This window comes from Streptomyces sp. NPDC048696 (assembly GCF_043198895.1).
Classification (GTDB): domain Bacteria; phylum Actinomycetota; class Actinomycetes; order Streptomycetales; family Streptomycetaceae; genus Streptomyces.
This window is the reverse complement of the sequence record NZ_JBICVJ010000023.1, coordinates 1-13,656: the sequence shown is the minus strand read 5'-3', so window position 1 is coordinate 13,656 and position 13,656 is coordinate 1. Positions and strand designations below refer to the sequence as shown.

General features: G+C 71.4%; 12 protein-coding genes. 5 read left to right on the top strand and 7 right to left on the bottom strand.

Features of this window, described 5'->3' with window-relative positions:
• Positions 1–7: 7 nt before the first annotated feature.
• Positions 8–2,737, bottom strand: coding sequence for a phosphoenolpyruvate carboxylase (gene ppc, locus ACGFRG_RS32990; RefSeq protein ID WP_361427446.1), 2,730 nt, complete (start codon positions 2,735–2,737; stop codon positions 8–10).
• Positions 2,738–2,955: 218 nt separating this feature from the next.
• Here ppc and ACGFRG_RS32985 point away from each other — a divergent pair, with 218 nt between their 5' ends.
• The 3 genes from ACGFRG_RS32985 (at position 2,956) to ACGFRG_RS32975 (ending at position 6,661) form a co-directional block, all read left to right on the top strand.
• The gene (locus ACGFRG_RS32985) at positions 2,956–3,984 is read left to right on the top strand and encodes a fatty acid desaturase (protein WP_361427443.1); all 1,029 of its coding nucleotides are present in this window, start codon (positions 2,956–2,958) and stop codon (positions 3,982–3,984) included.
• Positions 3,984–4,679, top strand: a complete 696-nt coding sequence (locus tag ACGFRG_RS32980; protein WP_393270017.1) for a TetR family transcriptional regulator — start codon at positions 3,984–3,986, stop codon at positions 4,677–4,679. Before ACGFRG_RS32985 ends, ACGFRG_RS32980 begins: the two co-directional genes overlap by 1 nt.
• A 278-nt stretch (positions 4,680–4,957) precedes the next feature.
• A complete protein-coding gene (locus tag ACGFRG_RS32975) occupies positions 4,958–6,661 on the top strand; it encodes an FG-GAP repeat domain-containing protein (RefSeq protein ID WP_393269920.1) in 1,704 nt (567 codons plus the stop codon).
• A 67-nt stretch (positions 6,662–6,728) separates the two neighbouring features.
• Here the strand turns inward: ACGFRG_RS32975 and ACGFRG_RS32970 are convergent, their stop codons facing one another.
• Positions 6,729–7,094: a VOC family protein gene (locus ACGFRG_RS32970; protein WP_361427434.1), complete on the bottom strand. Its 366-nt coding sequence runs from the start codon at positions 7,092–7,094 to the stop codon at positions 6,729–6,731.
• Positions 7,095–8,072 carry a methyltransferase domain-containing protein gene (locus ACGFRG_RS32965; RefSeq protein WP_393270014.1) on the bottom strand — a complete coding sequence of 326 codons (978 nt, stop codon included), beginning with the start codon at positions 8,070–8,072 and terminating at the stop codon, positions 7,095–7,097.
• Positions 8,073–8,284: 212 nt separating this feature from the next.
• On the opposite strand from ACGFRG_RS32965, the gene ACGFRG_RS32960 reads away from it, so the two are divergent.
• On the top strand, positions 8,285–8,782 hold the full coding sequence (locus ACGFRG_RS32960) for a MarR family transcriptional regulator (RefSeq protein ID WP_361427428.1): 498 nt from the start codon (positions 8,285–8,287) through the stop codon (positions 8,780–8,782).
• Here the strand turns inward: ACGFRG_RS32960 and ACGFRG_RS32955 are convergent.
• On the bottom strand, positions 8,741–9,508 hold the full coding sequence (locus ACGFRG_RS32955; protein WP_361427425.1) for a response regulator transcription factor: 768 nt from the start codon (positions 9,506–9,508) through the stop codon (positions 8,741–8,743). The genes ACGFRG_RS32960 and ACGFRG_RS32955 overlap by 42 nt on opposite strands.
• 253 nt (positions 9,509–9,761) lie before the next feature.
• Here ACGFRG_RS32955 and ACGFRG_RS32950 point away from each other — a divergent pair, with 253 nt between their 5' ends.
• Complete coding sequence (locus tag ACGFRG_RS32950) at positions 9,762–10,205, top strand: GNAT family N-acetyltransferase (RefSeq protein WP_361427422.1); 444 nt, start codon at positions 9,762–9,764, stop codon at positions 10,203–10,205.
• Positions 10,206–10,220: 15 nt separating this feature from the next.
• Here the strand turns inward: ACGFRG_RS32950 and galK are convergent, their stop codons facing one another.
• Genes galK through galT form a run of 3 tightly spaced genes read right to left on the bottom strand, consistent with a single transcriptional unit; the run spans position 10,221 to position 13,409 of the window.
• Positions 10,221–11,390 carry a galactokinase gene (gene galK / locus ACGFRG_RS32945; protein ID WP_393269914.1) on the bottom strand — a complete coding sequence of 390 codons (1,170 nt, stop codon included), beginning with the start codon at positions 11,388–11,390 and terminating at the stop codon, positions 10,221–10,223.
• Positions 11,383–12,354, bottom strand: coding sequence for a UDP-glucose 4-epimerase GalE (gene galE, locus ACGFRG_RS32940; RefSeq protein WP_393269911.1), 972 nt, complete (start codon positions 12,352–12,354; stop codon positions 11,383–11,385). Before galE ends, galK begins: the two co-directional genes overlap by 8 nt.
• On the bottom strand, positions 12,351–13,409 hold the full coding sequence (galT, locus tag ACGFRG_RS32935) for a galactose-1-phosphate uridylyltransferase (RefSeq protein WP_361427413.1): 1,059 nt from the start codon (positions 13,407–13,409) through the stop codon (positions 12,351–12,353). The genes galE and galT overlap by 4 nt, the downstream gene beginning before the upstream one ends.
• Positions 13,410–13,656 lie beyond the last annotated feature (247 nt).

The window sequence follows — 13,656 nt, the reverse complement described above, 5'->3', positions numbered from 1 at the left end:
GCGGGGGTCAGCCCGTGTTGCGCAGGCCCGCCGCCACACCGTTCACGGTCAGCAGCAGCGCCCGGGCGAGCAGCGGGTCCGGGCTCTCGCCCCGGTCCGCCTCCGCGCGCTGGCGGGCCAGCAGCGCGACCTGGAGGTAGGAGATCGGGTCCAGGTAGGCGTCGCGGATCGCGAACGTCTGCTGGAGCACCGGGTGCGAGCCGAGCAGTTCCTCGCCGCCGGTGATCCGCAGCACCTCGCTCACGGTGAGCGCGTGCTCCTCCTCGATGTCCGCGAAGACGTGCTTGAGGTCGTCGGGGACGAGCGTGTCGACATAGTGGCGGGCGATCCGCAGGTCCGTCTTGGCCAGCGTCATCTCGACGTTGGAGATGAAGTTCCGGAAGAAGTGCCAGCGCTCGTGCATCTCGTCGAGGACGGTGTCCAGACCGGCCTCGCGCAGCGCCTTCAGACCCGAGCCCACGCCGTACCAGCCCGGCACGATCTGCCGCGACTGCGTCCAGCCGAACACCCACGGGATGGCCCGCAGACCGTCCAGGCCCGCGCCGGAGTCCGGGCGGCGCGACGGGCGCGAGCCCAGGTGCAGCTCGGCGAGCTGGTCGACCGGCGTGGAGGCGAAGAAGTACGCCGGCAGATCCGGGTCCTCGACCAGCTTGCGGTAGGCCGCGTGCGCGGCGTCGGACACCGTGTCCATCGCCGCGTCCCAGCGCGCCAGCGCCTCGTCGGACTGGCGCGGGGCGGTGTGCAGCGCGGACGCCTGGAGCGTGGCCGCCACCGTCAGCTCCAGGTTCTCCCTGGCCAGCGACGGGATGAGGTACTTGTCGGAGATGACCTCGCCCTGCTCGGTCACCTTGATCTCGCCCTCCAGGGTGCCCCAGGGCTGCGCCAGGATCGCGTCGTGCGAGGGGCCGCCGCCACGGCCGACGGTGCCGCCGCGGCCGTGGAAGAGCCGCAGCCGTACGCCGTAGCGGTGGGCCACGTCGCGCAGCCGACGCTGGGCGCGGTGGATCTCCCACTGCGAGGTGGTGATGCCGCCGAACTTGGAGGAGTCGGAGTAGCCGAGCATGACCTCCTGGACGTCGCCGCGCAGCGAGACGAGGCGCCGGTACGAGGGGTCCGCCAGCATCTCGTCGAGGATCACGTCGGCCGCGCGCAGCTCGTCCGTGGTCTCCAGGAGCGGCACGATGCCGATCTTCGCCCAGCCCGCGTGCAGATCGACGAGCCCGGCCTCCCGGGCGAGCACGGCCGCCGCGAACACGTCGTCGGCGCCCTGGCACATCGAGATGATGTACGACTCGATCACCTCGGGCCCGAACCGCTCGAACGCCTCCTTGATGGTGCCGAAGACGCCGAGGGTCTTCTGCCCGGCCTCGTCCAGCGGGGCGGGCGTGGGGGCCAGCGGGCGCCGCGAGCGGAGCTCCTTGGCGAGCAGCTTCTGTCGGTACTCGCGCGGCATGTCGGCGTAGCGCCAGGACTCCTCGCCGAGCCGGTCGAAGAGCTGCCCGAGCGCGTGGTGGTGGGCGTCCGCGTGCTCGCGTACGTCCATGGTGGCGAGCTGGAGTCCGAACGCCGCGAGCGTGCGGATCGTGCGGTCCATGCGGCCGTCGGCGAAGAGGCCGCCCCGGTGCTCGCGCAGCGACGTCTGGATCAGCGTGAGGTCCGCGAGCAGCTCGGAGGTGCCCAGGTAGTCGCGGCCCGGCTGGTGCGGGGTGCCCTTGGCCAGGCGCTCCTTGGTGTTCACCAGCTTCTGGCGGACACAGGTGGCCTTGAGCCGGTAGGGCTCCTCGGCGTTGAGGCGCTTGTAGCGGGGGCTGATCTCGGGCAGCGCCTCCAGGTCGGCCTGGAGGGAGGAGAGCAGTTCCTCGGTCGCGCCCGCGTACCGGATCGAGTTCGAGAGCAGTCCGCGCAGGAAGTCGATCAGTTCGAGCGCGTCGTTGATGCCGTGCTCGTGCTGGAGGATCAGCACGTCCCAGGTGACCTGCGGGGTCACATTGGGGTTGCCGTCGCGGTCGCCGCCGATCCAGGTGCCGAAGGTGAGCGGCCGGGTCCCGGCGGGCAGCTCCACGCCGACCCGCTCCAGCTCGGCGGCCAGGTCCTCCAGGACGTCGCCGACCGCGTTCGCGTGCAGCTCGTCCAGGTAGTAGATGGCGTTGCGCGCCTCGTCGGCGGGCTCGGGGCGGACCACCCGCAGCTCGTCGGTCTGCCAGATGAGGTCGATGTTCTCGGCGAGCCGCAGGTCCACGCGGCGCCGGTCGGCCTCGGTGACCGGCGTCTCCAGGAGGGCCGCGATACGGCGGAGCTTGTTGAGCACGGAGCGGCGGGCCGCCTCCGTCGGGTGCGCGGTGAAGACCGGGCGCACATTGAGGTTCCGGACCGTCTCGCGCAGATGCTCGGGGTCGGCGTCCTTGAGCATGTCGGCGGTACGGGCGAGCAGCCCGCCCTCGGCGGCCCGGTGGGCGCGCAGCTCACGGCCGCGGTGCACCTGCTCGGTGACGTTGGCGAGGTGGAAGTAGGTGGAGAAGGCCCGCACGAGCTTGGCGGCGGTCTCCACCTCGGTCCCGCCGAGCAGCTCGGCGGCGGCCTCGGTGTCCGTACGGGTGAGCGCGCGGACGCGCTCGACGAGCTCCAGGAGCTCGGGGCCCTCCTGGCGGACCAGGGCCTCTCCGAGGAGGTCACCCAGTCGGCGGATGTCGGCGCGAAGCTCGGGGCTGGCGGCGTGGGTCTGGTCGGCACTGCTCACAGGTGCGGCTCCTTGCAGTGTTTGAGCACGTCTGGAGGGGTACTGGAGGCTTGCGGACCGCGCTGTCCGACGCCACCCAGGATAGGTGTCCCCGCGCGCCGCGCGGTCCACCGCCCTCTTGAACGGCGCCGGGTCACTGCCATACTTACGACGCCGTAGGTTACGCATCCGTAGCCAGGCGTCTCGTCTTCTTCACTCACCCCCCGGGGGGACGCCCGATGACCACCAGCCCCGATCTGATCGACCCGGCCACCGAGCCGCCGGGTTCCTCCGCCACCCGCGGGGGCGAGAGCAAACGGTCCGTCGAGCAGATCGCGCTGCTGCTCTTCATCGTCGTGCCGTTCGTGGCGCTGCTCGCCGCCGTGCCGCTGGCCTGGGGCTGGGGCGTGAGCTGGCTGGATCTCGGCCTGATGGTGTTCATGTACTACCTGGGCTGCCACGGCGTCACGATCGGCTTCCACCGCTACTTCACGCACGGCTCGTTCAAGGCGAAGCGCCCGCTGCGCATCGCGCTGGCCGTCGCCGGGTCGATGGCCGTGGAGGGCCCGGTGGTGCGCTGGGTGGCCGACCACCGCAAGCACCACAAGTTCTCCGACGCGGACGGCGACCCGCACTCCCCGTGGCGGTTCGGCGAGACGCTGCCCGCGCTGATGAAGGGCCTGTGGTGGGCGCACATCGCCTGGATGTTCAACGAGGAGCAGACCTCCCAGGAGAAGTACGCGCCCGACCTGATCAAGGACCCGGCGATCCGCCGCATCTCCCGCGACTTCGTCTACTGGACGATCCTGTCGCTGGCCATTCCGCCGATCGTGGGCGGTCTGGTGACGATGTCCTGGTGGGGCGCGTTCACCGCGTTCTTCTGGGGCTCGATGGTCCGGGTCGCGCTGCTGCACCACGTCACCTGGTCGATCAACTCCATCTGCCACGCGGTCGGCAAGCGCCCCTTCAAGTCCCGTGACCGCTCCGGGAACGTGTGGTGGCTGGCGGTCCTCTCGTGCGGCGAGTCCTGGCACAACCTGCACCACGCCGACCCCACCTCGGCCCGGCACGGCGTGATGCGCGGCCAGATCGACTCCAGCGCCCGCATCATCCGCTGGTGCGAGCAGCTGGGCTGGGCGTACGACGTGCGCTGGCCCACCGAGGCCCGCCTGGAGTCCAAGCGCAGCGAGCCCGGCGCCCCCTCCCGGCGCACGGAGAAGGCCCACGAGGAGAGCTCCCGTAAGGAGAAGGCCGCAGAGGCGGCATGATGGAGGACGTGGCGACCGACTCCAGCACCCGCGCGACCAGCACCAACGGTCCGGCGGGCCCCGACAGACCCAGGCGGACCCGCCGCACCCGGATGACGGGCGCGGAGCGCCGGGAGCAGCTGTTGGACATCGGTCGCACGCTCTTCGCCGAGAAGGGCTTCGAGGGCACCTCGGTGGAGGAGATCGCCGCCAAGGCCGGTGTCTCCAAGCCGGTGGTGTACGAGCACTTCGGCGGCAAGGAGGGGCTGTACGCGGTGGTGGTCGACCGCGAGATGCGCTCGCTCCTGGACGGGGTGACGGGCGCGCTGACGGCGGGGCATCCGCGCGAGCTGCTTGAACAGGCCGCGTTCGCCCTGCTCGACTACATCGAGAAGTACACGGACGGCTTCCGGATCCTGGTGCGCGACTCCCCCGTGGCGCAGTCCACCGGCACCTTCGCGTCCCTGATCTCCGACATCGCCACCCAGGTCGAGGACATCCTCGGCCTGGAGTTCAAGGCGCGCGGCTTCGACCCCAAGCTCGCCCCGCTGTACGCGCAGGCGCTGGTCGGCATGGTCGCGCTCACCGGTCAGTGGTGGCTGGACGTGCGCAAGCCCAAGAAGGCGGAGGTCGCCGCCCATCTGGTGAACCTGGCGTGGCACGGCCTCGACGGCCTGGAGCAGAAGCCGCGCCTGATAGGGCACCGCAAGAGCTGAGGCCGCCGAAGCCGGGCCGGCAGGCGCTTCACAGAACGGCCACCGGGGGTTTCCCGTGGCCCAATTCGCTCTTCAACCACCACCGCATCAGCTGTAAGCTTCACGCACATTCCCGGGGGGGATTTCGTCATTCCTTCGTGTGCGGCAACGCATGCGCAAAAAGCGCCGTGGGTGCCCCGCGAGGAATGTTCCGCGTGCGCCGCTTTCCGTGTGCGCCGCGATGAATTCGACCCGGTTCACCCGCATATTCCCTGGGGGGAATTTTGTCTTCTGTGCGCATGATGCGCGCCGGCCGCCTCGCGGCCTGCACCGCCCTCGCACTCTCGGCCGGGATGCTGCTCTCCGGCACCGCCTCCGCCGACGCGAACCCGGCGGCCCCGCACCGCACCGTCGAGAGCGCCAAGCCCGCCGCCGCCCAGCCGTCGGCCGCGCTGCCCAAGAAGCAGCGTGTGCGGGCGGCGGCCGTCGCGGCCGCCCACCCGGCCAAGCCGCGCCTTGACCTCAACAAGGACGGCTACACGGACCTGCTCTACCGGGACCTGAACAGCAAGACGTACCTGGAGACCTGGACCGAGAAGACCAACGCCGAGTACGCCAACTCGTTCGGCACCTACAAGGACCTCATCACGCCGGGCGACCTGGACGGCAACGGTAGCCCCGAGCTGCTGACCCTGGGCGCGGACGGCACCCTGTCGCTCTACGCCGACGTGTCGGCAGGCGGCAACTCGTACCCCACCTGGACCGGCGGCGGCTGGAACGCCTACAACAAGGTCGTCGGGGCCGCCGACCTCACCGGTGACGGCAAGGGCGACGTGCTGGCCCGTACGCCCGGCGGCGACCTGTACCTCTACCCGGGCACGGGCACCGCCCACGGCGACCCGTTCGGGAGCCGGATCAAGGTCGGCGGCGGCTGGGAGGCCTACGACCAGCTGGTCGGCGTGAACGACATGAACGGCGACGGCTTCGGCGACGTCGTGGCCCGTACGCCCGGCGGCGACCTGTACTTCTACGCGGGCACCGGCGACGCCTCCGCCCCGCTGAAGCCGCGCGTGCGCATCGGCGGCGGCTGGAACGCCTACAACCAGCTCCTGTCCATCGACGACGGGAACGACGACGGCTACGCCGACCTCGTCGCCCGCAGCAACAGCGGCACGCTGTACTTCTACGCCTCCGACGGCAAGGGCAACTTCGCCAGCCCCACGCGGATGGGCACGAACTGGCAGGAGACCCAGGCCTTCAGCGGTTCGGGCGCCAACCCCACCCCGGTCAAGAACGGCATCGTCGGCCGTGACACCCGGGGCACGCTGTACCACTACTACACGATGTACAACGGGCAGCTCTCGCCGCGCATCCAGGCGAGCAACACCGGCGACTTCGCGGACGCGAGCCGCCTGGCCTTCTCGGCCTCGCTCAGCGGCGGCCTCTACGGCGACCTGCTCCAGTGGGACTCCGGCCACCTCTACATCGGCGCGTCCCTCAACGACGCGGGCGGCGGCTGGGGCCAGTACAACACCCTCGTCGGCGCGGGCGACCTGAACAACGACGGCAAGAACGACCTGCTCGCCCGGGACGCCTCCGGCACCCTCTACCTGTACCGGGGCTACGGCAACGGCTACCAGTTCGCCTCCCGGCTGAAGATCGGCGGCGGCTGGAACGCGTACGACAAGATCGTCGGGGCCGGTGACATCAACGGCGACGGGCTCGCGGACATCGTCGCGCGCACCGGCGACGGCCGCCTCTACCTGTACCCGGGCACGGGCAACTCGTCCGCGCCGTTCGCCTCGCGCGTCTACATCGGCGGCGGCTGGCAGCAGTTCAAGAACATCGCCGCCCCCGGTGACATCAACGGCGACGGGCGCGCCGACCTGGTGGCCACCAACTCCCGCGGCGAGGCGTTCCGTTACGTCTCCAACGGCTACGGCGGCTTCCAGTCCCGGGTGAAGCTCGGCGACGGCTGGAACACGTACCGCGACCTGTACTAAGCGGTAAGCGTGAGTGCCCCGCCGCCGGGTTTCCGGCGGCGGGGCACTCGTATGTCCTCGCTCCGCGCTAGGACGCCTCCGGCTCCAGGAACTCCAGCCGGTTGCCGACCGGGTCCTCGGAGTAGAACCGTTTGTGCCCGGGCAGGTCGGCGTCCCAGACCACTTTCGCGCCGCGCTCCTCCAGGCGACGCGCGTACGCCTCTATGTCCGTGACGCGCAGCCCCGGATGGGCCTTGCGGGCCGGACGGAAGTCTTCCTCGACACCCAGGTGGAGCTGGACCGGGCCGTATCCGAACCAGCAGCCGCCACGCGCGGCGAGCACCGGCGGCTTGGGGATCTCGGTCATGCCGAGCACGCCCTCGTAGTACGTACGGAGAAGGTCCTCGCTGCCCGGTGGGGCGGCCAGTTGGACATGGTCGACTGCGGCGAGCATTCAGGAATCCTTCCTTCGCGCGACGGCGAAGATGCGGCGGAACGGGAAGACCGTGCCGTGCGGGCCCGGCGGATAGGCCGCGCGCAGCAGGTCGCGGTACTCGCCGAGGAAGGCGGCGACCGCCTCCTCGTCGTCACCGAGTTCGGTGAGGACCGGGCGCAGGGCGGTGCCCTTCACCCAGTCGAGAACGGGGTCCTCGCCGGACAGCAGCTGGGAGTACGTGGTCTCCCAGACGTCCACCTCGCAGCCCAGGCCGATGAGCCGGAGCAGATAGTCGGCGGGTTCGAGGATGTGGACGTAGCGGCGCCCGTGGTCGCCCAGCCGCGTGCGCCAGCGCGGGGACTCGCACAGCTCGCCGAGCAGGGCGTGGCTGGGCGAGGTGAAGTTGCCGGGCACCTGGAAGGCGAGGGTGCCGCCGGGTGTGAGGCCGTCGATCCAGCGGGCGAAGGACTCGGGGTGGTTGGGAACCCACTGGAGGGCGGCGTTGGAGACGATCAGGTCGTACGGCTCCTCGGGCGTCCAGTGCGCGAGGTCGGCCGGGCGGAAGTCCAGCCAGCCACCGCCCACCGTGGTGCCCGCGTGGTCCTTGTCGGCCTGGGCGAGCATTTCGGGCGAGAGGTCGAAGCCGGTGATCCGGGCGTCGGGCCAGCGGTCGGCGAGCAGCGCGGTGACATTGCCGGGGCCGCAGCCGAGGTCCGCGATGCGGGGCGGGCGCCGGGTCCCGGCGCCGAACGGGCCGCGGCCCTGGCCGGGCACCCACCCGGCGGGGCGGCCCGTCCCGGCCGGGCCGGTGCGCCCCAGGCCGAACGGACCGAGCATGACCGGGCCGTCACCGGCGGCGGCCGTGTCGGCGGCGGCCGCGCCGGTGTGGCCCGCGCCGGGCAGCGGCGGGATCCGGGTGAGCAGGTCGAGGAACGGGCGGGTGCGGTGGCCGGAGTGGTGCAGATACTGCTGCGGGTCCCACACGGGCGCGGGCAGCGAGGTGGATGTCCGGGCCGGCGACCCGGTGAACTCCCGGGGCGGCGTCTCGACGGACTCCGGGACGAAATCGGAATGCATGTTCGAGCCCCCTTGCAGGTACGGCTGGGCGAAGCGGAACAGGGTCCCGGCCCCTCCATGCCCAATGGTGGGGGTTTATATATCTTGACGTCAAGAGACTTCACATCGACAGACCCTCTACACTGATCGTCATGGAGGACGAGGTCGACCGACTGGTCTCAGCATGGCGCCGCGAGCGCCCGGACCTCGACGTGGAGCCGCTTGAGGTGCTCAGCCGCGTCAGCAGGCTGGCGCGCCATCTCGACCGGGCCCGCAGACTCGCCTTCGCCGAGCATCAGCTGGAGCCCTGGGAGTTCGACGTCCTGACGTCGCTGCGGCGCGCGGGCGCCCCGTACCAGCTCTCACCGGGGCAGCTGCTCACCCAGACGCTGGTCACCTCCGGCACCATGACCAACCGGATCGACAGGCTCGCCAAGAAGGGCCTGGTCGAGCGGCTGCCCGACCCCAGCGACCGGCGCGGGGTGCTGGTCCGCCTCACCCCCGAGGGGCGCGACCGGGCCGACCAGGCGCTGGCCGGGCTCCTGGAGCAGGAGCGGGCCATCCTGGCGCAGCTGTCGCGCGCCCAGCGGGGTGAACTGGCAGGGCTGCTACGCCAGTTGACCGCCCCGTTCGACAACATCCCCGGCTAGGTCGACCGGCCCCACCCCGGCCCGCCGCGCCAGCGCGACGGCGGCGAGCGTGGAGTGCACCCCCAGCTTGCCCAGCACGTTCTGCATATGCGTACGCACGGTGTGCGGGGAGAGGAACAGGCGCTCGGCGACCGCCTTGCGGCCGAGCCCCGCGACCATGCAGCGCAGCACCTCGCGCTCGCGCGGAGTCAGCGACTCCACCAGGCGCTCGCTCTCGGTGCGGTGCTTGCGGGCCGCCGTGAGCTCCCGCAGGACGCCGGTGAGCAGCGCGGGCGGCAGATGCGTCTCGTCCCGCAGCACCCCCCGGATCACCGCGAGCAGCCGCTGCAGCGAGCAGTCCTTGGCGACCCAGCCGGACGCCCCCGCCTGGAGCGCGAGCGCGGCCCGGCGCGGATCGTCCTTCTCGGCGAGCACCACCGTACGCACGGCGGGCTGGCCCGTGCGGACGCCCGCCACCAGCGAGATGCCGTCCACCAGACCGTCGGCGCCGCCGCCGTCCGGCACGGCGCGGGCCACCGGCGCCCCGGCCAGCGCGCCGAGGTCGGCGTCGACGAGCATCACGTCGAAGCGGCGCCCCTCGGCGGCGCCGCGCTCCAGACAGCGCAGCGCGGCCGGGCCGCTGCCGGCCGCGGCGACGTCCACGTCCGGCTCGGCCGCCAGGGCCGCGGCCAGCGACTCCGCGAAGATTCGGTGGTCATCCACCACGAGAACCCGGATACGAACCACAACCACCCCCATGCGTCGGGGAACGGACCGGTACGGGCACGGCGCCCGGAAGGAGAAACGGCAGTCGCGCGGCCGCCGCCGTGGACTGACTGGTACCCCCACCCCGGGCGTCGTACCCGACTGTCTCGCCCCCTGATCAACACCGGCCCCCACCGGTGCTGTGCATCAGAGTAGGGCCGTGGGCCGGAAGCGGAAGGTACTTTGCAGAACTGATTGACCGGACTGATGGACCAGTGTGTTTAGGGTGGGGCGCATGTTTCGATTCGAGACGGAAGTGGACAAGGCCCGGCGGATTCTGCTGCACATGCGGCTGCGGGACACCAACACCGAGCGCTCCCCCGTGCTGCGCGCGCTGCGCGGCACCCCCGCCGAGGACGAAGTCCCGCTCCATGTCTGGGCGCTGGACGAGTCGGGCACGCTGGCCGCGGGCCTGGCGGGCCGCACCTGGGCGGGCTGGCTCCACGTCGAACTGCTCTGGGTCGACGAGGTCCACCGGGGCAAGGGCCTGGGCGCCCAACTCCTGGCCAGGGCCGAGGAGTCGGCCCGCACCGAACGCGGCTGCACCCGCGCCCGCCTGGAGACCTGGGACTTCCAGGCCCCTGGCTTCTACCGCAAGCAGGGCTACGAGGTGGTCGCCGAGGTGCCCGACTACCCGCCCGGCATCACCGAGTTCATCCTGACCAAGCGGCTGGCCTAGCAGGGCCGTACGGGCTCACAGGAGTCGGCGCGCGCCCGCCGACGGGATCGCCGGGAAGATCCTGGGCGCGGTGTACCCGGCTTGCGCGAACGCCTCCTGGACCGACTTGGCCACCGTGTCCGCCGCCGACTCCTCGACCAGCACGATCGCCGAGCCGCCGAAGCCGCCGCCGGTCATCCGCGCGCCGAGCGCCCCGGCCCGTACCGAGGCGTCCACCACCAGGTCCAACTCGGCGCAGGAGACCCGCAGATCGTCCCGCAGGGACGCGTGGCCCTCGGTCAGGACCGGGCCGACCGCACGCGGATCGCCCGCCGCGAGGTGGGCCGCGACGCGCTCGACGCGCTCGTTGTCGCGTACGACATGGCGTACGCACCGGCGGACGGTTTCGGAATCGAGGCTGGCCAGCGCATCCGGGAGGTGCGAGTACGCGATCGCGCGCAGGGTGGGTACACCGAGCGCCCGCGCACCCGCTTCACAAGCGGCGCGCCGCTCCGCGTACGCGCCGTCTCCGAGCGCGTGCTTCACGCGGGTGTCCACGACGAGGAGCCGGAGCCCGTGCGCGGCGAGGTCGAAGGGGACCTGGCGCAGCGAGAGGTCCCTGGTGTCCAGGTGCAGCACCTGGCCCTCGGCGCAGCACGCGGACGCCGTCTGGTCCATGATCCCGCAGGGCACGCCCACGAAGGCGTTCTCGGCCCGCTGCGCGAGGCGGGCCAACTCGGGCCGGGTGAGCCCCAGTTCGTACAGGTCGTTCAGCGCGAGAGCGGTGACCACCTCCAGGGCCGCCGACGAGGACAGGCCCGCGCCGGTCGGGACGGTGGAGGCGAGCTGGATGTCCGCGCCCGCCACCGGGTGCCCGGCCTCGCGCAGCGCCCACACCACGCCCGCCGGGTACGCGGCCCAGCCGCCGCCGGAGCGGGGCTCCAGGCCGTCGGCGTCGAGCCGGACGACTCCGCCGTCCATGTCCGCCGAGTGCAGCCGGAGCACCCCGTCGGTGCGCCGGGAGACCGCCGCGACCGCCGTGTGCGGCAGGGCGAGCGGCATCACGAAGCCGTCGTTGAAGTCGGTGTACTCCCCGATGAGGTTGACCCGCCCGGGCGCCGCCCAGACGCCCTGGGGGGCCGATCCGTACAGTTCCTCGAAGTCCCTTACGAGCCCGCCCACTTGGGATGCGGCGGTCTCAGTCATCCAGACCCTCCAGGCTCCGGGCGAACGCCCAGGCGTCCGCGACGATCCCCGCGAGGTCCGCGCGGGACGGCTGCCAGCCGAGGGCTTCGTGGGCGCGGGCGGCCGAGGCCACCAGGACCGCCGGATCGCCGCCCCGGCGGGCGGCGGCGACCTCGGGGATCGGGTGCCCGGTCACCTTGCGCACGGTCTCGATCACCTCGCGGACCGAGAAGCCGTTGCCGTTGCCCAGGTTGCAGATGAGGTGGCTGCCCTCGGTCGCCGCGTCCAGTGCGAGCAGATGGGCCTCGGCGAGGTCGGCGACATGGATGTAGTCGCGTACGCACGTGCCGTCCGGGGTCGGGTAGTCGTCCCCGAACACCGAGATCGACTCCCGCTTGCCGAGGGCGACCTGGAGCAGCAGCGGGATCAGATGCGACTCGGGGTCGTGGCGCTCGCCGCAGCTGCCGTACGCGCCCGCCACGTTGAAGTAGCGCAGCGAGACCGCCGCGAGGCCGTGGGCCGCCGCCTCGCCCGTGACCATGTGGTCGACGGCGAGCTTGGAGGCGCCGTACGGGCTGGTGGGGGCGGTCGGGTCGGTCTCGGTGAGCAGCGCGGAGACGGGCTCGCCGTAGGTGGCGGCGGTGGAGGAGAACACCAGCCGGCGCACCCCGGCCGTGCGCATCGCCTCAAGCAGCGCCATGGTGCCGCCGACGTTGTTCGACCAGTACTTCTCGGGCCGCGCCACCGACTCGCCGACCTGTGAGAACGCGGCGAAGTGCAGCACGGCGTCGTACGAGGGATCGAGCCACCGGGCCGCGTCCTGGACGCGGCCCTCGACGAAGGCGGCGCCCACCGGGACGGCCTCGCGGAATCCCGTGGAGAGGTCGTCGAGGACGGTCACCTCGTGGCCCGCGTCGAGCAGATGGCGCGCGACGACGCTGCCGACATAACCCGCACCACCGGTGACCAGGTATTTCCCGCTCATGAACTCGCTACCTCTCGCAGTCGCCGGGCCGCGGCCTCCGGCGGCACGTCATTGATGAACACACTCATGCCGGACTCGGAACCCGCGAGGAACTTCAGCTTGCCGGAAGTACGGCGAATGGTGAAAAGCTCTAGGTGGAGCGCGAATTCATCCCGGCCGACACCTTCGGGGAAATCCGTGAACGGAGCCTGGTGCCAGGCCGAGATGTACGGCGTGGGCGACTGGGCGTCCTCGAAGATCCGGTCGAAGCGCCGCAGGAGTTCCAGATAGACCCGGGGGAACTCCGCGCGCGCCGCCTCGTCCAGGGCCCGCAGATCGGGGACGCGCCGACGCGGATACAGGTGCACCTCGTACGGCCAGTGCGCGGCATACGGCACGAAGGCGACCCAGTGCTCGCCCGCCAGGACGATCCGGACGCCGTCCGCGAGCTCGCGCCCGACCACGTCGTCGAAGAGGTTGCGCCCGCCGGTGCGCTCGCGGTGCTCGGCGAGCGAGCGGAGCATCAGGGCGGTGCGCGGGGTGGTGAAGGGGTAGCCGTAGATCTGGCCGTGCGGATGGCCCAGCGTCACGCCGATCTCGGCGCCCCGGTTCTCGAAGCAGAACACCTGCTCCACCTGCGGGAGTTCGGCGAGCTCGGCGGTCCGGTCGGTCCACGCCTCAAGCACCAGGGCGGCCTGCTCCTCGGTGAGGTCGGCGAAGGAGGCGTCGTGGTCGGGGGTGAAGCAGACGACCTCGCAGCGGCCGGAGGGCCCGGCGAGGGAGGGGAAGCGGTTCTCGAAGACGGCCACGTCGTAGTCGGCGGCCGGGATCTCGCCGCGGCGCCCGTCCCGGGAGGGGCAGAGCGGGCAGTCGTCGGCGGGCGGGTGGTAGGTGCGGCCCTGGCGGTGGGAGGCGATGGCCACGCGGTCGCCGAGCAGGGGGTCGCGGCGGATCTCGGAGGCGGTGGAGACGGGGTCGAGCGGCCGGGTGTCGGTCTCGTCCCGTACGACGTCGTCCCGCGAGTCGTAGTAGAGCAGCTCACGGCCGTCGGCGAGCCGGGTCGACGTCTTCTTCACCTGCACCTCCATCAAACAGAACCGAACATAAATAACCATGAGCCAACAGCATCAGTCAATGGGGAGGACGAAGCGACGAAGACACGCACACAAGGGCGCACAAGAGTGTGGGGGGGGGCCCCCCCCCCCCCCCCCCCCCCCCCAAAAAAAAAAAAAAAAAAAAAAAAAAAAAAAAAAAACCCCCCCCCCCCCCCCCAAAAAACCCCCCCCCAACAAAAAAAAACAAACCCCCCACAATAGACCAAAC